Origin of the sequence: Bacillus sp. (in: firmicutes) (genome assembly GCA_017656295.1) — a bacterium.
Classification (GTDB): Bacteria; Bacillota; Bacilli; order Bacillales; family JACDOC01; genus JACDOC01.
Window position 1 is genome coordinate 1 of sequence record JACDOC010000009.1, and the last position, 22148, is coordinate 22148.

Annotated in this window: 22 protein-coding genes, 4 tRNA genes and 1 pseudogene; 24 read left to right on the top strand and 3 right to left on the bottom strand. The window is 36.5% G+C overall.

What is annotated here, in order from left to right; genetic code table 11:
* From H0Z31_09245 to H0Z31_09320, 16 genes and pseudogenes are all read left to right on the top strand, one after another.
* Window positions 1-75 (top strand) — tRNA-Gly (locus H0Z31_09245).
* A gap of 10 nt (window positions 76-85) precedes the next feature.
* Window positions 86-159 (top strand) — tRNA-Cys (locus H0Z31_09250).
* A gap of 440 nt (window positions 160-599) precedes the next feature.
* The gene (locus H0Z31_09255) at window positions 600-1118 is read left to right on the top strand and encodes an N-acetyltransferase (GenBank protein ID MBO8177625.1); all 519 of its coding nucleotides are present in this window, start codon (window positions 600-602) and stop codon (window positions 1116-1118) included.
* A 501-nt stretch (window positions 1119-1619) separates the two neighbouring features.
* Complete coding sequence (locus H0Z31_09260; GenBank protein ID MBO8177626.1) at window positions 1620-2039, top strand: hypothetical protein; 420 nt, start codon at window positions 1620-1622, stop codon at window positions 2037-2039.
* Between the two features lie 158 nt (window positions 2040-2197).
* On the top strand, window positions 2198-2668 hold the full coding sequence (locus tag H0Z31_09265; protein ID MBO8177627.1) for a hypothetical protein: 471 nt from the start codon (window positions 2198-2200) through the stop codon (window positions 2666-2668).
* 454 nt (window positions 2669-3122) lie between these two features.
* A tRNA-Leu gene (locus H0Z31_09270) sits at window positions 3123-3205 on the top strand.
* A gap of 210 nt (window positions 3206-3415) precedes the next feature.
* Window positions 3416-3817 carry a phage integrase N-terminal SAM-like domain-containing protein gene (locus H0Z31_09275; protein MBO8177628.1) on the top strand — a complete coding sequence of 134 codons (402 nt, stop codon included), beginning with the start codon at window positions 3416-3418 and terminating at the stop codon, window positions 3815-3817.
* Window positions 3818-3943: 126 nt separating this feature from the next.
* Window positions 3944-4810 (top strand): GNAT family N-acetyltransferase, encoded by an 867-nt coding sequence (locus tag H0Z31_09280; protein MBO8177629.1) that lies wholly within the window; start codon window positions 3944-3946, stop codon window positions 4808-4810.
* Between the two features lie 514 nt (window positions 4811-5324).
* Window positions 5325-5633, top strand: coding sequence for a hypothetical protein (locus H0Z31_09285; protein MBO8177630.1), 309 nt, complete (start codon window positions 5325-5327; stop codon window positions 5631-5633).
* A gap of 53 nt (window positions 5634-5686) precedes the next feature.
* Window positions 5687-6175, top strand: a complete 489-nt coding sequence (locus H0Z31_09290; GenBank protein ID MBO8177631.1) for a hypothetical protein — start codon at window positions 5687-5689, stop codon at window positions 6173-6175.
* Between the two features lie 58 nt (window positions 6176-6233).
* Window positions 6234-6519: pseudogene (locus H0Z31_09295) on the top strand (ADP-ribose pyrophosphatase).
* Window positions 6520-6669: 150 nt separating this feature from the next.
* Window positions 6670-7533 carry a phosphotransferase gene (locus H0Z31_09300; protein ID MBO8177632.1) on the top strand — a complete coding sequence of 288 codons (864 nt, stop codon included), beginning with the start codon at window positions 6670-6672 and terminating at the stop codon, window positions 7531-7533.
* Window positions 7534-7728: 195 nt separating this feature from the next.
* Window positions 7729-8280: a 2'-5' RNA ligase family protein gene (locus H0Z31_09305; protein ID MBO8177633.1), complete on the top strand. Its 552-nt coding sequence runs from the start codon at window positions 7729-7731 to the stop codon at window positions 8278-8280.
* 327 nt (window positions 8281-8607) lie between these two features.
* Window positions 8608-8880 (top strand): GNAT family N-acetyltransferase, encoded by a 273-nt coding sequence (locus H0Z31_09310; GenBank protein ID MBO8177634.1) that lies wholly within the window; start codon window positions 8608-8610, stop codon window positions 8878-8880.
* Between the two features lie 954 nt (window positions 8881-9834).
* On the top strand, window positions 9835-11496 hold the full coding sequence (locus tag H0Z31_09315) for a PAS domain S-box protein (protein ID MBO8177635.1): 1662 nt from the start codon (window positions 9835-9837) through the stop codon (window positions 11494-11496).
* 221 nt (window positions 11497-11717) lie between these two features.
* Window positions 11718-12095 (top strand): PH domain-containing protein, encoded by a 378-nt coding sequence (locus H0Z31_09320; GenBank protein MBO8177636.1) that lies wholly within the window; start codon window positions 11718-11720, stop codon window positions 12093-12095.
* A gap of 60 nt (window positions 12096-12155) precedes the next feature.
* On the opposite strand, the gene H0Z31_09325 is transcribed toward H0Z31_09320, so the two are convergent.
* Window positions 12156-12599: a DNA starvation/stationary phase protection protein gene (locus H0Z31_09325; protein MBO8177637.1), complete on the bottom strand. Its 444-nt coding sequence runs from the start codon at window positions 12597-12599 to the stop codon at window positions 12156-12158.
* Between the two features lie 186 nt (window positions 12600-12785).
* Here H0Z31_09325 and H0Z31_09330 point away from each other — a divergent pair, with 186 nt between their 5' ends.
* Together H0Z31_09330 and H0Z31_09335 are read left to right on the top strand one after the other, a co-directional pair.
* Window positions 12786-13256: a hypothetical protein gene (locus H0Z31_09330; GenBank protein MBO8177638.1), complete on the top strand. Its 471-nt coding sequence runs from the start codon at window positions 12786-12788 to the stop codon at window positions 13254-13256.
* A gap of 485 nt (window positions 13257-13741) precedes the next feature.
* A tRNA-Gly gene (locus H0Z31_09335) sits at window positions 13742-13815 on the top strand.
* A 93-nt stretch (window positions 13816-13908) separates the two neighbouring features.
* On the opposite strand, the gene H0Z31_09340 is transcribed toward H0Z31_09335, so the two are convergent.
* A complete protein-coding gene (locus H0Z31_09340; protein MBO8177639.1) occupies window positions 13909-14577 on the bottom strand; it encodes a B3/4 domain-containing protein in 669 nt (222 codons plus the stop codon).
* An 82-nt stretch (window positions 14578-14659) separates the two neighbouring features.
* On the opposite strand from H0Z31_09340, the gene queG reads away from it, so the two are divergent.
* From queG to H0Z31_09365, 5 genes are all read left to right on the top strand, one after another.
* Window positions 14660-15796 (top strand): tRNA epoxyqueuosine(34) reductase QueG, encoded by a 1137-nt coding sequence (gene queG / locus H0Z31_09345; protein MBO8177640.1) that lies wholly within the window; start codon window positions 14660-14662, stop codon window positions 15794-15796.
* 205 nt (window positions 15797-16001) lie between these two features.
* The gene (locus H0Z31_09350) at window positions 16002-16865 is read left to right on the top strand and encodes an amidase domain-containing protein (GenBank protein ID MBO8177641.1); all 864 of its coding nucleotides are present in this window, start codon (window positions 16002-16004) and stop codon (window positions 16863-16865) included.
* A gap of 67 nt (window positions 16866-16932) precedes the next feature.
* Window positions 16933-17406, top strand: a complete 474-nt coding sequence (gene trmL, locus H0Z31_09355; protein ID MBO8177642.1) for a tRNA (uridine(34)/cytosine(34)/5-carboxymethylaminomethyluridine(34)-2'-O)-methyltransferase TrmL — start codon at window positions 16933-16935, stop codon at window positions 17404-17406.
* A gap of 802 nt (window positions 17407-18208) precedes the next feature.
* Complete coding sequence (locus tag H0Z31_09360) at window positions 18209-20104, top strand: PrkA family serine protein kinase (protein ID MBO8177643.1); 1896 nt, start codon at window positions 18209-18211, stop codon at window positions 20102-20104.
* A gap of 102 nt (window positions 20105-20206) precedes the next feature.
* A complete protein-coding gene (locus tag H0Z31_09365; protein MBO8177644.1) occupies window positions 20207-20359 on the top strand; it encodes a hypothetical protein in 153 nt (50 codons plus the stop codon).
* Window positions 20360-20403: 44 nt separating this feature from the next.
* On the opposite strand, the gene H0Z31_09370 is transcribed toward H0Z31_09365, so the two are convergent.
* The gene (locus H0Z31_09370) at window positions 20404-20727 is read right to left on the bottom strand and encodes a YbjQ family protein (protein ID MBO8177645.1); all 324 of its coding nucleotides are present in this window, start codon (window positions 20725-20727) and stop codon (window positions 20404-20406) included.
* Between the two features lie 241 nt (window positions 20728-20968).
* Between H0Z31_09370 and yhbH the strand changes: the two genes are divergently transcribed.
* Window positions 20969-22138 (top strand): sporulation protein YhbH, encoded by a 1170-nt coding sequence (yhbH, locus tag H0Z31_09375; GenBank protein MBO8177646.1) that lies wholly within the window; start codon window positions 20969-20971, stop codon window positions 22136-22138.
* Window positions 22139-22148 lie beyond the last annotated feature (10 nt).

The window sequence follows — 22148 nt, forward strand, 5'->3', positions numbered from 1 at the left end:
GCGGAAGTAGTTCAGTGGTAGAACACCACCTTGCCAAGGTGGGGGTCGCGGGTTCGAATCCCGTCTTCCGCTCCAAACAATATAAGGCGGCATAGCCAAGTGGTAAGGCAGAGGTCTGCAAAACCTTTATCACCGGTTCGAATCCGGTTGCCGCCTCCAACATACATAAAACGGCAACTTCCATGAAAAATGGAAGTTTTTTTATTTTATCATAAAATTAAAAGCATTTACGAAATAGCATCGTAAATGCTTTTTTACATACTTGAAACAACATTACAAATGATTACATATAAATTTGACCAATTGTTGTCCAAAATTCTGCTTTAACATACCCTCAATTTAAACTATAATATCATTATCATGAAAAGGTATGGTGTACTTATTTGAGAAAAAATATTTTATGGGAAAAATATAGTATTTATGAGTAAAAATGACGAAATTATGAGCAAAATTATGAAATTTATGGGAAATGTTTGCTCAGTTATGAGAAAAAACTTAAAATTTAAGAGTAAAAATACTAATTTATGAGCAAATCAGCGTACAAAATCGTAAATCAATTTCCATATGTGACTCTCTTTTCATAGACTAGGGTGAGATCTATGTATCACATAAGACAAGAAACGGCACAAGATTGTATGGCCATTAAAGAAGTTAATAACCTAGCTTTTGGACGGAATAATGAATCCCAATTGATTGAGGAACTTAGAAAATCCAGATCTTTTATTCCTCAGCTCTCATTAGTTACTGAAACGGATACACGTGAAATTATAGGACATATTTTATTTAGTGAGATTTCTATTGAAACCAAAAATGGATCTATTCCATCTTTAGCTTTAGCTCCAATGGCAGTTAAACCGAGTTATCAAAAAAAAGGCGTAGGTTCTGCGTTAATAAAAGAAGGATTAAAGCGATGTAAGGAATTAGGATACCATTCGGTTATTGTCTTAGGTCACCCTGAATATTACTCAAAGTTTGGTTTTATAAAGGCAAGTACAAAAGGGATCTTTCCACCATTTGACGTTCCAGATGAGGCGTTTATGGTTTATGAACTACAACCCAATGCATTTAAAGGAATTCAGGGGACTGTGAGGTATCCAGAACCTTTTCTTAATGTCTAATGAATTTATGGACAGAGTGGCTAAAAATTGTTTGAAAAAGCTGATTATAGAAGTGAAATCAATTTTACTTTGATTGATTATAGTTGACGATATTTTAAAACTGTTTAAAACTGTGATTTGATATTTCTTGTTAGTTCCCATGAATTGAATAAGCTGAATTGCCGATGTGGCGGTATTGGTAGACGCGCATGACTCAAATAGCTTTTTGCGTATCCACCAAACGTTGAATTTAACATGTATATCAGTTAAGAATAGTACGCTACGACAATTACGCAACTCTTTCTGTTTCAACTTCGCAAATTTGTTAATGCAAGGTTAGAAAACGGAAAGGGGTTTTTTATTTTGTTCAGAAGTTGAACTATAGGAGATAAATCAATTTTTTGGCTTCAGAGAAGCATTAAAATCTTTATTTACATAAAAATGGATAAAATAAGGAAAACTAAGGTAAGGAATTTTATACAAATAAAAATTATTTAAATGGTAAGAATGTAAGGAGATAGTATGAGAAATATTGCTGCTTTATTTTCCATTCTTATGCCCGGATTCGGACAAATTTATAATGGTCAGTTCTTGAAAGGTGTCTTCTTTTTAATAGTTGAACACTTTGATAATATATTTGGACATATAAACCATGCCATTTATCTTGATTTTAATGGATTCCACCAACAGGCTATAGATGTGACAAATTTTCAATTCATGTTATTTTACCCTGGATTTTATGTTTATGTAGTATGGGATGCTTGGTATTATGCAAAACCTAATGCTGACAAGTCAAAGACCGCTATTCCATTTATCATTGCCGGTTTCCTGGGAGAGTTGAGTGCAATATATGCACCGAAACTAGCCATCCCCACTTTAACCGTAGGATTGGTAATGATTATTCCTATGCTTTGTGGAATGTTCATATTTAGGAACCAATAAAGATATGGCCCAAATTCAATTTATGAAACTAAAGAAGCTATTTGTAGATTTTTTTCAATGAGATAGATGAAAAATGTATTTTGGAGAGATTTACTCGGAAATGCCTTCAGATATACGGTTGGAAGAAAAAATTTAACGATGGGAGAATACATGATTCAATGGACAGAATATTATTGTGGTGTTTATTAATCATTGGAATTGGATTATTTATTTTCAGTTTAAGAAAACCACTCCTTATGAAAAACACGATTTTAATTTTCTTAATGAAAGCTTATTTTTCATCATTTATTGGGGTTGTTGTTGTAGAAGAAAAAATGGTTGAATACCCTGTAAGGTTTTTAAGTAAATATTTCGATGCAAGTCTTCTTTTTGAATATATTCTTTATCCCATTATGTGTGTTTACTTCTATCAAACAACTGTACATTCAAGATTTCTAGGCATTGTTCTACAATGTGCATTGTATACCGCTGGATTAACGATAATTGAGGTCATTTGTGAAAAATATACCGATTTAATTACATACCATTCATGGACCTGGATGCACTCGTACGTAACCATCTTTCTTTTATCTCTTACAGTACGTCTCCTTTTGCAATTGATAAATAAAATAGAAATATCAAAGGTATAATGGTTCATTAAACCGAAACTGTGTGATTTCAGATTTTTAATTCTTTCTGTTTAACATAAAAAGTGATGCTACCGAAGTGATTGCGTTCAGTAACCAATGTTTGTTAGATTTTTCTTGAGGCCACGGTTTCCCTCAAGTATAACTAATGTTACTGTTAATCTAATTAATGATTTAATCCTTCACCTTGAATGGTTGAAAAATGAACAAATATAACATTTCTGCCGTCAACATAGGTTGTTCTCATCTCAAGTCATAAAACTTATGCATAAGTTCCCTTGAAATAAAAACAAGGATTGCTGCCCAAAATTTAGGTGATAGATTAAAAAACAGATTGACTTACGTTTGCGTCCGTGTTATATTATTCATTGTCGACAGACACGCACGACTTGTAGTAACATACCTTGAAAAGTGATCGTCTAACTGAATAATTCGTTGTTAATACCAACAAAAACGTGCCGATGTGGCGGAATTGGCAGACGCGCACGACTCAAAATCGTGTTCCCTTGTGGAGTGTGGGTTCGACTCCCACCATCGGCATCGAAAATAGGGAAAAGGTTTTAGGATCAAGGGTTCTCACAAACGTGGGAACCCTTTTTTTATACCGAATACGATTCAAGAAGGAAAAATCGTGTGCGTACAATCGTGTTCGGTGAGGTGAAATGAACAGTGAAAAGAATGGAAAATGAGAGAAAATTGCAGAGAAAGAGCAAGAGGGAGAGACGAGGAGAGCTGAGTCCTGAAAAGCTATTGCTAATATCTGACGACATCGTGGAAATTGAATACACGTTCGATGAATTGTTAGAGATATTTATTGAGGATTGCGAATTGAGGAATTTAAGAGAACATACGATTAAATATTACCGCAGTGAGCTAAATGCATTTGTAAAACTACTAAAAGAACAAGAAATCGAATTACGTGTAGGTGAATGGACAGGAGAAACCATTAAGCGAAATGTCATTATGTACATGAAAGAAAAAGGTCTCAAGACAGTCAATATCAATTCTCGTTTGAGAGCAGTGAGGGCGTTTTTTAACTTTTTAGAAAGGCGAAATCTCATAAAAAGCAATCCGATGAAAGACATCAAATTGCTGAGGAAAGAAAATGGATGCTTTACTTCAATAAGGAGTAAAGTCTTTTTATTGTACTAATAGGCAGGGTAATTAAATAATCCAACCTATTCATTTGTACAATTTATCCAATCGTTCCGTATGTAATTGGTAAAATAGAGTTGTTTAGCAAATAAAGAACAATAGAGAAATTGAGGTGTTTATTTCATGTGGAGCCAAACACGATTTCAAATGCATAGATTGAATAAAAAAGATACACCTGAACTTATTGCTCTTTCAGCATCGGTTGATTGGGATTATGATGAACAAGAAATCAATACAATCATGTCGGTAGGTATAGTATATGGACATAAAAATGAACAAGGAGATATTATTTCCAGTGCAGCTATTATTCCTTATGACAATAAGTTGGCTTCTATCGGAATGGTAATTGTTAACGAAAACTACAGAGGGAATGGGTTAGGCAAGGAGCTGACTCAGGCTTGTATCAACTCAGTACCTAATGAAACGACTATTATGCTAATTGCTACTAAAGAGGGAAAACCCCTGTATGAAAAATTAGGATTTCAAACGGTTACTTATGTACATAAGTTTTTAAGTGACAACTATATGCCTCTTTACTCAGACCACGAAAATAAAGAATACGAAATAATTCCATTAACTGATTCCCACTTCTCTCAAGTTCAAGAGCTGGACCAATCCGCGATTGGCGCTGACAGAAGCTCGTTTCTTAAATTTAGAATCCAACAAGCTAAACAAGGAGTAGTAGTTAGAAATAATAATGGGGATATAGTGGGGTATGGATTGAGTATTGAAGGGCCAATTAATTTAATACTTGGACCTATTGTAGCAATTAACGATGATGTAGCAACATACATCATAGAACACCTTGCAAGAGGATACCAAGGGAAGTTAAGAATTGATGTACCAGACGGACAGGAATCATTCATCACGTATTTAGAGAAATGTGGATTTAATAAAGTGAACCAACCTCCTGTAATGGTCAAAAATTCAATCCAATTGCCACCAAGAAATGATACACTCTATGGTATCGCTGCTCAGATTTTTGGTTAAGGTAGTAGGCAATCCTATGTCACTAAACAATTTTAAAAAGGGATGTATTGTAATTGTAAATCATAATAATAAGCAGGAAGTGGAACCATATGTTCCTTATCATCAGATAGTTATTATCACACATTCACGATTAGACACTCTTTTTTTAGGATATGGGAACCTTCAAACATATAAGGGTGGGAACAGTATCGAACTGATGGATGGAGTATATATGAAAAATTAAACGAAAAAAACTTTGTCTGTAAGCGGCATAGATTGTTAATTATTGATGAAAAACCTTCTTTGTGAATAGTAGTGTATTTGATATTGATGACACTGATAATGTTTTGAAATGGTTCAATGATTTAGCGGAACCATTAGTACTGAATGTGTATGAATCTCAAATGTACAAAAGCTATATCACGACATTGGTTGCAAGGCAGTTAGCAGAGAATCAATCAAGTGTAACAACATCTCTCATTGATGAAAATGACAATTCTATACATACGAAAAAACTTAAAGAGACAATACTAAAATGAAAAGTCATGAGGATAATAAATCGAAAAACGAGTCTTTAAAACAAATAAAGCATTTTGAAAAATTGCTTAAAGAAGATGGGGCAGGAAGAATCGATGACTATCAAATTAGAAAAAAAGTAGGAAGGAAGATTATTGTATCCGAAAGAATTGATTATTCTAAATTAGGCCTGAACATACTTGTACTCGATGGAACAGCAGAATTAACCTTTCAACAATACAAAGGATTTAAATTTAAAAAAGTGCAAAATTATAATGATCGAAAGTTATTTGAGGAGAAATCGAATGTGGCAACCAAACCCCAATAAACTTATTGAACACGACGGGGAAAAATGAATTAAAAGACCGAAAAGCATTATATTTGACTAGCTTACCTAAAATGAATGCAGATCATTATAAAAAGATTGCTATTGCCTTTTACGGAAATGATGTTGATATATCGATGAGTTCGGATAATGCAGAAATACTCCAAATGATACATAGAACAGCACTAAGAAAGATTACGTCTAACGATGAAATACATATCTTTGTAGCATACGATGATGAGGATATTGATAAATTGATGAAAAAGCCTAGCGGAGCTACAATATCTATACTATCTGAAACACTCAATAGATGGTACTTCAAGGAACAAGCTCATATACATACATATCGTGTTCAAGATGAATCACTATATAAACGTGGTGAAACAATACTAGACTTTGCAGAACAAATTGATCGATGGATAAAAATGAATGTGACTTTTTTCAATGATCTTCCTAAACCAATATCACATATTGATAAAGGTAAAAATGGCATAGGTGAAAAATTCCGTAATTGGCTAAAGAGAAGTCTTTTAGAAAAGGGATAATAGCATAGATTGTTGAATTCTGTAAGATAGGTTATGGATATATGTTACAAAAGTTGTTGCAGGGTTTGATGTAAAAGCTATCAAATTGTTAGCTGTATTTGATAATAAGTGTCACCCGCATCCTCCCTCCCCTTTTCATGTTTATAAAATGATGTTTATCCAATGCGAAATAATTGGTGGTCAAACCAATGGAAGGCATAGAAACAAGTGCAGTTGAGTTCTTTGCTGAAAACGAACTACCACCGTTACCAATAGTTCGGAATACAAAAAACACAATTGAGATGGCTTTTAGCATTTTAATAACTTCCCACCCTCTGGTTCAACTACCATGGAAGAACGAATAAACTTCCATCATCTATGATGCCGCGAAGCGAGGCATGGTGGCTAACATGTTCGAGAATTCATTATCGGTGGTATAGGAAGCCGTTTTTCTTATTCAACAAACGGGACAGGATAGTTTAATAAGGCATTATTTGATGGAAGGCGGAGAAATTATGGACATTCAAGAGATAATTAAAGAATTAGTCAATAAAAAAATCATTCATTCAAATACCATTGAGTATAAACAGTTAAATGGAGGAACTATAAGTAATTTATACCTTCTTGGTAACAGTGATAACGCCAAATATGTCGTTAAGTTGAATGAACCGCAAGTTCTTGAATCAGAGGCATATTTTCTTGACTTTTATAAGGACGTAAATCTATTACCTAAACTTCTGTATGTTGGGCAATCATATAATTACATAGTTTATTCATTCATTTCTGGTTCTACAAACTATGTTAGAAAAAATAAAAAGGAAATACTTAAGGCGCTTGTGCAACGCCTTATAAATAATTATAAGACCGTTCCTCATTCCGTTGGCTGGGGATGGGCAAATGAACCAACAGATTCGTGGCAAGGTTTTCTTTTGAATAGGGTTATTGAAGCAAATAAGATTTTAGATTCACACTTAGAAAAAGATGATTTAAATATTGTACTTGAACTTGTGAAAAGTCCAAATAGAAATAGTTTTAACAGAGAACCATTTTTATTACATGGGGATTGTGGTGTACATAATTTTATTTTTAATGAGGGACAGTTATGTGGGGTGATTGATCCAACTCCTGTTTTTGGAGAACCCCTTTATGATTTAATCTATGCGTTTTGTTCTTCACCAGATGATTTAACTAAAGAAACGATAAATTCAGCAGCAAGTCATTTGATAATTAAAGGGAACAAAAGTGAACAACTATTATATGAAGAAGTGCTTATTGGGTTATATCTCAGATTAGCAACATGTATTAGACATCATCCAAATGATTTAGAGGACTATCTAAAAGCTTGGAACTACTGGAAGAACATAATCAAAGACACATGATTTTAGTTTTTATTGCTTACTCAGCTATCCTGAAAATTAGTATTTTCATCCTCCTGATGGTGCCGTATAGATGCCGAATGGTTGTCTCCCATGGAAGAATAAAATTTCATTATCTGTGGTGAAGCCCGTTTCATGGTTGGCTAGGGGCAGGATAGTGGAAGAAGGAAATTGTTTTTTGGATGGAGATTAAAAAGTATGTATGGGGTTATAGCTTTATTCGATGAAAAGACAGAACAAATTATTAAAGATATATGGAAAGAGTTGAGTGAAAAATCAATTTCCTTTTATGCAGAGGAAGTGGAGGATAGAAGACCACACATTACAATAGCCAGTTACAATGATTTAAATAAAAGCGAATTTATAAGGCTAATGGATAAATTATATGATGATAAAACTAATGTCGATATTACATTTAGTTCAATAGGCTCATTTTTAAGTTCTGGAACCTTATTTTTCTTACCAACTGTAACAACAGAACTGATTGAATTTCATTTTAATCACCATGAATACTTTAAAGAGTTCAATGATAATCCCAATTCGTTGTATTTGCCTGGCAAATGGATACCTCATTGCACTATTGCAAATAGGCTATCTCATGAGAAATTAACCGAGGCATTCAGTTATTGCTCAAAAAGAAATGGAACTATACATGGGAAGATAAATAAGATTGCTTTAATTGAGTTAGTTTATGAAAATAACAAATGTGTCAAAGCTCCTATCATATATTCAAAGACGTTAAAGGGATAATAGTTCTCATCTTACTCAACTTAATGGGTATCTTATCTTAGTTAAAGAAGACATATAAAAGGACAAAAAAAACTGATAATAACTGATTTATTGTTAACCAACGCTTTTACATATTGAAAAAGGGGGGGAGACCGAGTGAATATACGTCAAGCTATTCAACACGATATTGAAGCATTACAAACACTAAGCATGCAAAATCATGAATTTCATCTGGAACAATCGCCTGATTTCTTTAAAAAGATAGATAAATTGTAAGGAATCTGATTGGCAAGGCTTTATAGAAAACAGCTCATGCTGTGTTTTAGTGATTGAGGACGCTCTAATGTAATAGGTTTTGCATTAATCCGTTTAATAAATACAAATGTCGCACCTCATTTACGGGAAAAGCGAACTGCTTTTATCTCAGACTTCTGTATCCATCAAAACTGGCGTGGAAGAGGACTTGGCAAAAAGTTGTTTCAAGCTTGCGAGGAATGGGCCAGGGAACAAAATGCGGAAGAATTAGGATTAAATGTATGGTCATTTAATAATCATGCTATTCAGTTATATGAAGCTATGGGTATGAGAGATATTTACCGTCAAATGCGCAAACCATTATAATTTTAGGTCAACTTCCAAATTCAATTGACGAGTGTATACTTTAGTAACTCATCTCATATGCCGCACCATGAGGAACCGGAATTATTTGCAGAAACCATTAAAATGTTTGTAAACAGAAACGCTCCTTTACAGTAGTAATTAAACTCCCATAAAAGAACGAATTAACTTCTATCATCCACGGTGAATTATCGTTTCATGGTTAGCTAACGGGTAGGAATGTATGTTATTCTCCACTGACGAACCAAATGATGAGAGAAAAAAATTAATAAAGATTAAAAGTGGCTATATTTCCTATTTAATAAGTATTATTTATATATTTATTATTACTGTCCTTTTTGATTAGGGTGTATTTAGCAACTCATTAAACGGATTTATCTTTATATTGGTTGGAACCATTTTAGTATTTCCTTTGACACTTTTTTATTTTAAAAAAACCATGTAAAAAAGTTGCTAAAGCTGCATATTTAGTCTTATTAAAAAAACACCTGTAAAACAGATCCTGGTGGAACTCCACCTATTCCAGTAAATCGAAAATAAACACCATAACCTTTGTCAACGTTGCTTAATGCACGATCAAGAACTCCACCTTCAAGGCTATTGTGGCAGCAATTACTTCCTGGTACTGATTGCTAATGAGATAAAAATTTTCTTTTTCATATTTATCCTCTCCTCTGATGTCTTAACATGTTGCCATATGTTATTGAACTTCTCGCTTTTCACAAGATATATATTCCTTCTTCATCTAACGCCAGCTTTAGTTAAAATTAGGACACCCAAAGACAACCATTAGACAATTTCAATAGCTCAATATAGAGGAAATGCAGTTGTCTAGAAGTTTTGTATTGGAATAAATTGTTTATTGATGATTATCACATTTATTTGATAGTTTTGTTAAAAGAGCTAATGAAACGGTAACCAATAATAGGCTCATATTGACATCTGAGGTGAGCTGCCATGAATTCCATCATCAAAAAATACGAGCATATGAAGATGATTCTTGACAATATTTTAGAAATGGTATTTTTCGTTTCAGTAAAAAAAGATGGCTCCTTTTGTTATGAAGATGTTAATAAAGCGGCTATCGATCAGCTCCGTTTCCCAAAAAACTTCATTGGAAAAACGATTGAGGAAGTGGTGGGGGCACATAATGCCAAAAACATCATTTACCATTATCAAGAGGCGATTCGTCAAAAACAACCAGTCACTTACGAAGACCAGTTTGAAATATCTGCAAATACGTATCGGTGGTATGAATCGACGGTTTCCCCTTTATTTAACAAAAAGGGCGACTGTGAGTATATCATTGCAGTTACTCGAGATATTACGGATCGGAAACAAAAGGAAAACGAACTAGAGCTCATCTTTCATCATGCGGCGGATGCGGTGTGTACGTTCGATCAATATGGAAACTTTGTAAAAGTCAATCCAAGTTTCACGAAACTATTTGGTTGGACAGAAGAAGAACTTTTAAATGATTCAACGATTTCCATTTTACCTAATGGTTATGAAGAGGAATTTAACGATGTATTACGACTGATTCAAAAAGGAGAGAGCGTTAACAATCTTGAATCGAAACGTATGACAAAGAGTGGAAAAATCATTCATACATTATCTTCTTATTCCCCCATCATGGAAAATGGACAAATGATTGGCGGCGTTGCGGTTTATAAAGATATTTCTAAGCTAAAGGAAGTAGAAAAACAACTTCGTGAGAGTGAGCAACGATTTAAACAAATTGCTGACTATTCTACGGATTTGATCACTGTTGTCACCTCAAAAGGAATCATATTATACGCGTCACCTTCTCATGAAAAGATTCTCGGTGTGCAACCCGAATTTATAAAAAACAAATCATTTATGGCGTTTGTTCATCATGACGATATGGTCCATATTCAAAAAACATTAGAGGACATCGTTCAAACGAAAACGACACAATCAATGGAATTTCGGCGGTATAGCAAAAATAAAGAGACGGTTTGGTTAGAAGCTTTAGGGACGCCTATCTTGAATGAGAGTGGTCAAGTCCATCAAATCGTTTTTATGTCACGAGATATAAGTGAACGAAAGAAAGAAGTAAAGAAGTTAAAACGATTGGCGTATCATGATTCACTTACGAATCTACCCAATCGTCGGTTATTTGATAAACTACTGTCTAAAGCGATGAAAGCGACAAGGCGACATAAAAAACTGTTAGCGGTTTTCGTTTTAGACTGTGATGGCTTTAAACTAGTAAACGATACTTACGGTCATCACGCTGGCGATAAAGTTATACAGCAATTTGCACAACGCTTAAAAAGTAATCTCCGAGAAGGGGATATGGTTTCACGAATGGGAGGAGATGAATTTCAAGTACTACTTACCAATATAAAAACAAAAGAAGATGCATTAAAGGTCGCTGATCGTATGATTAAGGCAATGGAAGTACCATTTGATATTGGAAGTATTCAATTAAAACTTACAACAAGCATTGGTATTGCTTTTTATAAAGGGGAAAACAAACATAAAAACTCATTAATTAAAGAAGCGGATTCAGCCTTATATGAGGCTAAACGCAAGGGGAAAAATACGTACTGCATCTATACTCCTTATAAAAAAGAGTCACGTGGCAATGATTGAGGAATAATGAAACAATACAAAAAGAAAAAATCGAACTTAGTAGACTAATCGTTTAATTTATAGCCATGCCTACATCGGTCATGGTTTTTTTATAGGGAAATAATTAGAAATTCCGCTCGTTTGTATATAAGTGATTTATAGATACAAAAAATTGAGAATCTATAAATTATTTTCAGAATAAATTAAGAATGATGAAATCGTTTAATGAAGGAGGTCTGTGCATGGGAATATTAGACGGGTTAATGGGCAATGTTTCCGAAGCGAATATTGAAGAGGTTAAAAAGGAATTGGAAAAGATTGTAACTGAAGAGGAACGTGTGGAAAAAGCGTATAAGTTGATCCGTGATTTAATTGTTTTTACAAATAAGCGATTGATATTAATTGACAAGCAGGGCGTAACTGGTAAAAAGGTAGAATATCATTCCATTCCTTATAAAAGTATTACTCATTTCAGTGTGGAGACAGCAGGAACTTTTGATTTAGATGCAGAGTTAAAAATTTGGATTTCCAGTAACTCAGAACCGATTACGAAGCAATTTAAAAAAGATAAAAGTATTTATGATGTTCAAAAAGCATTGGCAACGTATGTAGCGAAATAAAATTCGTATTCGTGGTAAACAAAAAGAAGAAAGGGGTTGTCCTTTCTTCTTTTACGGTAATTATTGACCGAGAAACGATTTAAGCATCCAGTTGTGTTTTTCAAGGCTTTTGTGTATACCTAGAAGCATATCTCCCGTTGCTTCGTCATTTGTTTCCTCTGCTAACTCTAATCCTTTTGCTAAGTCTTCTAACATCGATAAGAAGTCTTGATACAATTGTTGTACCATTTGTTCATCCGTTTCGTTGCCTTTTGCTTCTTGGATGGAAGACAATTCTAAGCATTCTTTCATGGTGGCAACTGGTTTTCCATTGAGGGCGAGTAGGCGTTCAGCTAGTTCATCAATATAGAGAGCGGCTTCGTTATATAGTTCCTCAAACTTGGCATGTAACACAAAAAATTGTTGTCCCTTAACGTACCAATGGTAATTATGCAACTTGACGTATAGGACTATCCAATCCGCAATTTGTTTATTGACAATGTCCATCAGTTGTTCTTTTGCCATGTGGTATCTCCTCCTTTTTTCACTATTAAAGTCCCCTATGTCCTTCTTTTTCAAACAAAAGAGATTATAGAATAACTTGGTAATAATTATTTCTTTGCTATTAAAAGAGGAAATTCATCATGATTGATTCATTAAAGTCATAACCATATGATAAGAAGGCTCATTTATATGGGAGGAGTGAAGTTTGTGTATCCTTACTATGTTTACCGGGTGAACGGTTGGACTAATATACTGCATCTTCTTCAGCAAAGTTTATATGCGGAAAGTATGGTTTGTTCGATGAGTTCGCAACTTTATCATATTCCAGAAACGAAAGACTTGCAGGGAAATAATGAAATGCATACACACTTGGTTCCTGCTTCCTACCATCGAGTAACAACGGTCGGCTCAGCTCAACGGTTAGTTAATGGTGAACAGCAACAATCCATTGTGAAGACACTGATTGCCTGTATCCGTAATGCGGAGAAACAAGATCAACACGTTCGAGAAGGACTTAAAGTGATGGAAGAACATGCCAACTCGGATATAAAGCCATTTATTCAAGCCATCCAATGGTGGCAACAGCAAGCGGAAGCTTCATTACAGCAAGCCAAGCAATTGGTAGAGGCGATGGGACTATCCCTATCAACCGAAGAAGAAGCAACGAATTCTTACTAACTGTCAAAGATGATTTTATATAAAGGTTATGTTATACTTCATTGTTGATTTTTAGCAAGTTGTTCACACGGCGGCGACTCCAGCGGGAACAAGAAGCCGCAAGACCGTTACTTGAGTGTAGCGAGGGAAGCGGCTAGCGGTTTGCCCGCGGAAAGCGTCCGCCTGCAGCGAAATATAAATATAAACAGTATCGTTTAAAAGATCCTATATAAAATGAAAAGGTCATTTCCTATGGGGAATGATCTTTTTTCTTTTTAGGGGTTCTATTTAACAATAGTCACAAATGTTTCCTCTTGTCTCCAAAACAAATTGATGGTAGCATTATTTTTACATAATATTTTGTAAAGGTCAGACGTTTTTGTGAAGCTAATATTTACGCTGTCACAAATTCTTAAAAAAAATTAAAAAAAGCTGTTGCAATTTTTAAGTGATGTTAATATAATAAAAAATGTCTTCGACAGAAAGAGATAACATTCGACAAATGTGCGGGTGTAGTTTAGTGGTAAAACCTCAGCCTTCCAAGCTGATGTCGTGGGTTCGATTCCCATCACCCGCTCCATACATATTCGTATTCAACGCAGTGTTTCGTTTCGAAATGAACGAAGCATTGCGTTTTTTGATTATATACGGATAAAATGAAGAAAGCCATTGGTTATTTCCCAATGACTTCAAACGTACCTGTTCCTCCATGAATTTGGAGAAACATGTCCATTAATGATTTTGTGAGTTTTTCACTCTCTTCTTTAGATAAAGAAGGGCGAAGATAGATAATTTGTAAAGCAGATGTGGTGGTTTCGGTCACCGGTGTTCGATCGGAATCGACAAACGGACTGCCAAATGGCCCGAGGGCATCACATGAAACGAGTAAGCCGTCGAGCGAGTTGCTTCTACCGTTTAATCCTATGTATTCTTCACCGTCTTTACCAATTCGTAAGATGACGTCACCTTTAATATGGTCTTTATCATAGATACCGATTGGTGTTTCATATTTTAACGAAAAGAAATTGTTAACATCGATAGTTGAGTTGACGCTCGTTAAATAATTTTGTTTTTTAATGCGACGGTATAAAGCTTCTGCCGAATGACGATAACGGTTCGGGTCTTTTCCAAACGTTTTAAATAGTTGACGCCATTCTTGTATGCCTGGGAACGCCGTTACTGGTTTTTCTTCTAAATCAAAAAAGATGGATTCCTGGAAAAGCTGCAAACGCCCACGCAGCATTTGCGGGGACTTTCCAACTTGAATGCCCTCGTAATGAATGACACCAATTTTAAAGGTAGGAACGAGTTCAGTAATAGCAGAATCAACTGTTACGTTCATTTCATTCACCCCTATCCAGTGTAATGTACTGTTAGTTTATCATACCGAATGATGGTATTAGAAATAGAAAGGAGGGATATTGATGGATTGGCAACAATTAAAAGAAGAAATTATTGCTTATAGCCGGACGATTGGCATTGATAAAATCGGTTTTGCTGCTCCAGATCCGTTTACCGAAATGAAAAATCGCTTGATTCGGCAACAAGAGTTAGGATATCAGTCAGGATTTGAAGAAAAAGATATCGAAAAACGGGTCGATCCATCCCTCATTTTTGAAGAGCCGCGTTCGATTATTTCAATTGCGTTAGCGTATCCGTCCAAAATGAAAAACGCTCCCCGAAGCAAGCGAGGGGACCGACGTGGGATTTTTTGCCGTGCATCTTGGGGAACCGATTATCATGTCGTACTAAAAGATCGGTTAGATAAACTGGAACAATTTATTAAAGAAAAAGTACCAGATGCTGTATGCCGTTCGATGGTGGATACCGGTGAGTTAGTCGACCGAGCCGTCGCAGAACGAGCGGGTATTGGCTGGAGCGGGAAAAATTGTTCCATTATTACGCCGGAGTTTGGTTCTTACGTTTATTTAGGAGAAATGATTACCAATTTGCCGCTTGAGCCGGATGAGCCGATGGAGGAACAATGCGGAGAATGCACCAAATGTTTAGACGTCTGTCCAACAGGAGCGTTAGTGGGACCTGGACAATTAAATGCGCAGCGGTGCATCGCCTTTTTAACCCAAACAAAAGGGTTTTTGCCAGACGAATTCCGTGACAAAATCGGGAATCGTTTGTACGGATGTGATACGTGTCAAACGGTGTGTCCGAAAAATAAAGGAAAGGATTTTCATCTCCATGAAGAGATGGAACCGGATCCTGAAATTGCTAAGCCAAGGCTGCTGCCGCTTCTTTCGATTTCTAATCGCGAATTTAAAGAAAAGTTCGGCCACATTTCTGGGGCATGGCGCGGAAAGAAGCCGATTCAACGGAATGCCATTTTAGCGCTAGCTCATTATAAAGAGGAAGCGGCCGTTGGGGAACTGATTAACGTCATGCGATCCGATGTACGTCCGGTGATTCGGGGGACGGCAGCTTGGGCGTTAGGGAAAATCGGTGGTAACGAAGCGTACGAAGCGTTACTAGAAGCAAAAGAGCGGGAGAAAGATCCGGATGTGTTAGCTGAAATTGAAAAAGGATTAGCTTTTTTTGAAGCGGAGTGACCTTCACTCCGTTTTTTTATAGTGCAAGCCAAAAAGCTGAAACTGCAAAACAGATGCCTGAAACTGCAAAACAAATGTCTAAAATTGTAAAATAGAAGGACAAGCGTGCAATCAAGAATAATTATGACTGATCCAAATTCAATACTTTTAAAAAGGATTGAACCTGCTTCTCCGTTCATAGGATGGAAAGAGGAGGGTGGGGTGTATGAAAGAGCAACTGCAAAAATATTTACAATGTCGGCTCGACCAATGTGTATTAAATGACCGGGATGTTGTTTGTCCGAAAATAGAGCGCAAAAAAGAACTAGCTTCAAAACGAAATGCTGAAATTGTGAAGGTGATCGGAAAAGGGTGGATCAAAAAAACTGTAGAACACGGGGACCATACGGAAGTGTTATATCAAACGCAGCTGACGTATTTAGTAAAACAACTTGATTTGTTTTATATAGAGGAAGAAATCGAGTCAAGAATCGCAACCTTTGCAGAAAAAAAATTAGTGGATGACCGAGAAGTAGACGTGGTGTATGAAGAGAACCATGATGCGATTGATGTTTTTTCAGACGAACGGGTATCCTATCCTTATACCTATGATCGGCAAAAAGCGGTTCAATATGCCGAACGTTGGTGGGATTCGTACAATCCGGCCTATAAACAGTTTGAAGTGGACTGCACCAATTATATATCCCAGTGTTTGCATGCTGGGGGAGCACCGATGCGAGGATATCCGAATCGTGGGCGTGGCTGGTGGATGATGCATAACAATTGGAGCTATAGTTGGAGTGTCGCTAATTCCTTAAGGCTGTATTTGACCCACTCGACGGTCGGTTTAAAAGCAAAAGAAGTATATAGTCCGGATGAGTTATTACTAGGAGATGTCATCTGTTACGACTTTCAAGGGGACGGCCGGTATGATCATAACACGATTGTGACTGGAAAAGATGCATACGGTATGCCGCTCGTTAATGCGCATACCACGAACAGTCGGTTACGGTATTGGTCGTATGAAGATTCCAGCGCCTATACCCCAAATATTCAGTACAAATTCTTTTCAATCGTTGATCATCCGTGAAAAGCTTGTCCTCCTTCAAAAGAGTGGTATAATGGCAAATAGAGTTTTTTAGATGAGGTGAACAGTTGTGCCATTACATGTAGTTTTATACCAACCAGAAATACCTGCCAACACTGGGAACATTGCCCGGACGTGTGCTGCTACTGATACAACTTTACATTTAATTCGTCCATTAGGTTTTTCAACGGATGATAAAATGCTTCGTCGTGCGGGATTAGACTATTGGAAGTACGTTAATGTCGTCTACTACGATTCGTTAGACGAATTTTTTGAAAAAAATGCCGGTGGCGATTTTTATTTCTTAACGAAATTTGGTGAGCGCGATCATACATCTTATGATTACAGCGATTCTAAAAAAGATATTTACTTTATTTTTGGCCGAGAAACGACAGGACTTCCGAAAGACGTACTAGCTTCGAATAAAGAACGATGCCTGCGCATTCCAATGAACGATAACGTACGTTCGTTGAACTTATCGAATACGGCTGCGATTCTTGTATACGAAGCGTTGCGTCAGCAAGGGTTTCCGAATGTAAAGTAATGACCGCTTCTTTAGTAGGCGGTCTTTTTTTGTGAGAAAAATGAGGAATTTACGAGAAAGTGAACCGTTTAGAGTAAATTTTGAAGTTTTAAGAGCAAAATATGCAGTTTTATTGAAAAAAATCTGAGAAATAAGGGAAAATTTTAAAAATAGGCTATGTTATATTTCATTGTGTAATTTTATTCATCGATGTGCCAATGGCAATTGGCATGAATGTCTGTTAAATGATACTGATGATATTTATACATTACGCTTGTGGCGGACGCTTTCCGCGGGCAAGCCGCAAGCCGCTTCCCTCGCTATGCTCAAGTATGGGTCTTGCGGCTTCTTGTTCCCGCTGGAGTCGCCGCCGTGTGAATAACTTGCTAAAAATCAAAACAAAAGTTATCCACAGTTATTTCTGGGTAGAGCCTAAAAATAAGAGTATTAAGCGCAAAATGTCCTTGACATAAAAAATTAAGCTGCTGATTCATTCAGCAGCTCGAGTTCATTTACTTATGAACACCTGGTTTGTCGTTGTAACCTGCTGTGAAAATCGCAGCAAGAAACGCTACACATACACCTAAAATTAAGAATGTACCCATGTATGTAAGCCTCCTTTTTCTTCATTAGGACAAACGAACACTATTTTTATTATATCCAAAAGGGAAAGCAGTGTGAATGATGTCTCATGATTTTTTTCTGGCAATTCGGTGACAATGTTATTATTCGAAAATCCTTGTCTTGATTAATCATCATTAGCCAACTCCCCGCATAAATATTGTAATAATCGTTGCTCAATAAGGCTCAGGGGGAGGTCCTCATGGATATTTTAAAAAGGATTGAACAATTTCGTGAAAACGAAGAAAGATTGAAATGGGAAGGCACGTTTGCTCAATATTTAGAGATTGTCAAACAAAAGCCGTGGGTTGCACAGTCGGCGCATTCAAGGGTATATAATATGATCAAAGATGCCGGATACGAAGTAGTTGATGGAAAAAAACGATACAAATTTTTTAGTCAACAATTGTTCGGTTTGGAAGAAGCGTTGGAACGTTTAGTGGAAGAATATTTTCATCCAGCAGCGAAACGACTCGATGTCAGGAAACGCATTTTACTATTAATGGGGCCAGTGAGCGGCGGTAAGTCAACGTTAGTTACGTTGTTAAAGCGTGGCCTAGAGGCGTATACACGAACGGATCGAGGAGCGATTTACGCAATTAAAGGATGTCCGATGCATGAAGACCCACTCCATTTGATTCCACATCATTTACGTGATGATTTTTACAAACAGTACGGGGTGCGAATCGAAGGGAATTTATCACCATTAAACATGATGCGTTTGGAACAAGAGTATGGCGGACGTATTGAAGATGTCATGGTTGAACGTATTTTCTTCTCAGAAGATAAACGTGTCGGTATTGGAACATTTAGTCCATCTGATCCAAAATCACAAGATATTGCCGATTTAACAGGCAGTATTGACTTTTCAACGATTGCTGAGTACGGATCTGAATCCGATCCTCGAGCATATCGATTTGACGGTGAGCTAAACAAAGCAAACCGAGGAATTATGGAATTCCAAGAAATGTTAAAATGTGATGAAAAGTTTTTATGGCACTTGCTTTCGCTTACACAAGAAGGAAATTTTAAAGCTGGACGTTTTGCACTTATTTCAGCGGATGAGCTCATTGTCGCCCATACGAATGAAACCGAGTATCGTTCGTTTATTTCCAATAAAAAAAATGAAGCGCTTCATTCACGGATCATTGTTATGCCGATTCCGTATAACTTAAAGTTATCAGATGAAGAAAAAATTTACGAAAAAATGATTAAAGAAAGCGATGTAGCGGATGTGCATATTGCTCCGCATACGTTGCGCGTGGCAGCGATGTTTACCATCTTAACTCGTCTAAAAGAACCGAAACGGGGCGATATTGATTTAATTAAGAAGATGCGCCTGTATGACGGAGAAAGTGTCGAAGGGTTTAATTCGACTGACGTAGAAGAATTGAAAAAAGAGTATCCAGATGAAGGAATGAGCGGTATTGACCCACGATATGTGATTAACCGAATTTCTTCTACGATTATCCGAAAAGAAATACATTCCATAAACGCCCTAGATGTATTGCGTTCACTAAAAGAAGGATTAGACCAACATCCTTCTATTACGCAAGAGCTCAAAGAAAAATATTTGAACTTTATTTCACTTGCACGTAAAGAATACGACGAAATTGCGAAAAAAGAAGTACAAAAAGCGTTCGTCTACTCCTATGAAGAGTCTGCAAAAACGTTAATGGATAACTACTTAGACAACGTGGAAGCTTATTGTAACAAGGCGAAGCTCCGCGATCCGTTAACTGGAGAAGAAATTAATCCTGATGAAAAATTAATGCGTTCGATTGAAGAGCAAATTGGTATTTCTGAAAATGCAAAAAAAGCGTTCCGGGAAGAAATTTTAATCCGTATCTCGGCCTATGCACGCAAAGGAAAACGATTTGACTACAATTCGCATGATCGTCTAAGAGAAGCGATTCAAAAGAAATTGTTTGCTGATTTAAAAGATGTCGTAAAAATTACAACGTCCACCAAGACGCCTGATGAACAACAACTGAAGAAAGTTAACGAAGTCGTAGCTCGTTTAATTGATGAATATGGCTACAATTCGACGTCAGCGAACGAGTTGCTCCAATATGTAGGAAGTTTATTAAACCGATAAATTGTTATCAGGGAAGGCTGCGATTACGCAGTCTTTTTCCTTCCTTTTCATCGTACGATTTCCATTTCACGAGGGAATGATAACAGAGAAGGAGGGAAAAAGATGAAGGAGCAAAAAAATATAGAAGATGTGTGGAATGGATACATGGCTCCGACCATGGAGGATATGATTTGGCTTGGAAAGCAAATGGAAAAATTGCGGACAGAACTGGAAAAGTATAATCGGTACGATGATTATATTGAAGATGAAAAATAAAAAGGGGGAGCTAAACAGATCCCCTTTTTTGGAACATTTATTGGTTATTCTTCATCTTTCATGTAAACGGCCGTGCCCGTAGCTACACACATCATCATGCCATCGCGAAGTGTTTCAAAATCAAGGTCCACCCCGATTACTGCATTTGCACCCAGCCGTTGGGCTTTTTCTTGCATTTCGCGTAGCGCAATTTCTCGGCCTTCAGCTAGCTTATTTTCATAAGAAGAGCTACGTCCTCCAATTACATCCGTTACCGAAGCTAAAAAGTCTCGCACGACGTTTGCACCCATAATCGCTTCTCCAGAAACGACCCCTAAGTACCGTTCCACTTTCTTTCCTTGAAGTGTATGAGTCGTTGATACGATCATATCCATCCCCCTTTCGTTTAATTACTAGTATACGAAAAGGTATCATAAAAAGATTCATATACTTGTCCAAAAATTTAGGTTTTTGTCTATTTATTGTTCGAATTGGTCAATTATTTGAATTTCATGCATACGATAGAGTAATCAAACAAACTTTCTTGTATTCCATAGTTTTTTTGCCAACATATTGTATGTAACAAAGATGGAATTCGTGAATAAATTTTTTATAGGAGGGGAAAAAAAGGTGACTCATGCGGATAATCAGCAGTTTGTCGTATCGAAAGAAGATTGGTCCCTCCACCGTAAAGGACATGATGACCAACAACGTCATCAAGAAAAAGTTCAGGAAGCGATTCGTAACAATTTGCCTGATTTGATCACTGAAGAAAGCATCGTGATGTCAAACGGTAGAGACGTGATAAAAATTCCAATTCGCTCATTAGATGAATATAAAATTCGGTACAATTATGATAAGAATAAACACGTTGGTCAGGGGGACGGTGATAGTCAAGTCGGCGATGTCATTGCTAGAGATGGTTCGGGTAGTCAAAAGGGACCAGGGAAAGGCAACGGGGCCGGAGATACGCCAGGGCAAGACTATTACGAAGCGGAAGTTTCGATTTTAGAATTAGAATCCGCCTTATTTAGCCAACTCGAATTGCCGAATTTAAAACAAAAAGAACCTGATTTAAATAAAGTTACATCTATCGAATTTAACGATATTCGAAAAACGGGTCTCATGGGGAACATTGATAAAAAACGGACGATGATGTCTGCCTTTAAACGAAATGCGATGCGAGGGAAACCAAGTTTTTATCCAATCTATCGAGAAGATTTAAAGTTTAAAACGTGGAACGAAATAACGAAGCCAGATTCTAAAGCAGTTGTATTAGCGATGATGGATACAAGTGGCTCGATGGGCGTATGGGAAAAATATATGGCACGTAGCTTTTTCTTTTGGATGATACGGTTTTTACGGACGAAATACGAAACGGTTGAAATTGAGTTTATTGCTCATCACACGGATGCGAAAGTCGTGACAGAAGAAGAGTTTTTCTCAAAAGGAGAAAGTGGAGGAACGATTTGTTCATCTGCTTACCGAATGGCGCTTGAATTAATTCATGAAAAATACGACCCTAATCGTTATAACATCTATCCGTTTCATTTTTCAGATGGGGATAATTTAACATCGGATAACGCCCGGTGTGTAAAGTTAGTGGATGAAATTATGAAACATTCCAACATGTTCGGTTACGGTGAAGTGAATCAATATAACCGACACTCGACATTGATGCAAGCGTATAAAAACGTGAAAAATGAAAAATTTAAGTATTACATTTTAAAACAAAAAGCGGACGTCTTTCACGCAATGAAAAGATTTTTCAAAAAAGATGAATCCAAACAACCCGTGTAAAATGAAAGGG

Bases quoted from the DNA above. Each gene is read 5' to 3' on its own strand.
- H0Z31_09255 (MBO8177625.1), top strand. From the start codon at position 600: ATGTATCACATAAGACAAGAAACGGCACAAGATTGTATGGCCATTAAA.
- H0Z31_09260 (MBO8177626.1), top strand. From the start codon at position 1,620: ATGAGAAATATTGCTGCTTTATTTTCCATTCTTATGCCCGGATTCGGA.
- H0Z31_09265 (MBO8177627.1), top strand. From the start codon at position 2,198: ATGGACAGAATATTATTGTGGTGTTTATTAATCATTGGAATTGGATTA.
- H0Z31_09280 (MBO8177629.1), top strand. From the start codon at position 3,944: ATGTGGAGCCAAACACGATTTCAAATGCATAGATTGAATAAAAAAGAT.
- H0Z31_09285 (MBO8177630.1), top strand. From the start codon at position 5,325: ATGAAAAGTCATGAGGATAATAAATCGAAAAACGAGTCTTTAAAACAA.
- H0Z31_09300 (MBO8177632.1), top strand. From the start codon at position 6,670: ATGGACATTCAAGAGATAATTAAAGAATTAGTCAATAAAAAAATCATT.
- H0Z31_09305 (MBO8177633.1), top strand. From the start codon at position 7,729: ATGTATGGGGTTATAGCTTTATTCGATGAAAAGACAGAACAAATTATT.
- H0Z31_09315 (MBO8177635.1), top strand. From the start codon at position 9,835: ATGAATTCCATCATCAAAAAATACGAGCATATGAAGATGATTCTTGAC.
- H0Z31_09320 (MBO8177636.1), top strand. From the start codon at position 11,718: ATGGGAATATTAGACGGGTTAATGGGCAATGTTTCCGAAGCGAATATT.
- H0Z31_09325 (MBO8177637.1), bottom strand. From the start codon at position 12,599: ATGGCAAAAGAACAACTGATGGACATTGTCAATAAACAAATTGCGGAT.
- H0Z31_09340 (MBO8177639.1), bottom strand. From the start codon at position 14,577: ATGAACGTAACAGTTGATTCTGCTATTACTGAACTCGTTCCTACCTTT.
- queG (MBO8177640.1), top strand. From the start codon at position 14,660: ATGGATTGGCAACAATTAAAAGAAGAAATTATTGCTTATAGCCGGACG.
- H0Z31_09350 (MBO8177641.1), top strand. From the start codon at position 16,002: ATGAAAGAGCAACTGCAAAAATATTTACAATGTCGGCTCGACCAATGT.
- H0Z31_09360 (MBO8177643.1), top strand. From the start codon at position 18,209: ATGGATATTTTAAAAAGGATTGAACAATTTCGTGAAAACGAAGAAAGA.
- H0Z31_09365 (MBO8177644.1), top strand. From the start codon at position 20,207: ATGAAGGAGCAAAAAAATATAGAAGATGTGTGGAATGGATACATGGCT.
- H0Z31_09370 (MBO8177645.1), bottom strand. From the start codon at position 20,727: ATGATCGTATCAACGACTCATACACTTCAAGGAAAGAAAGTGGAACGG.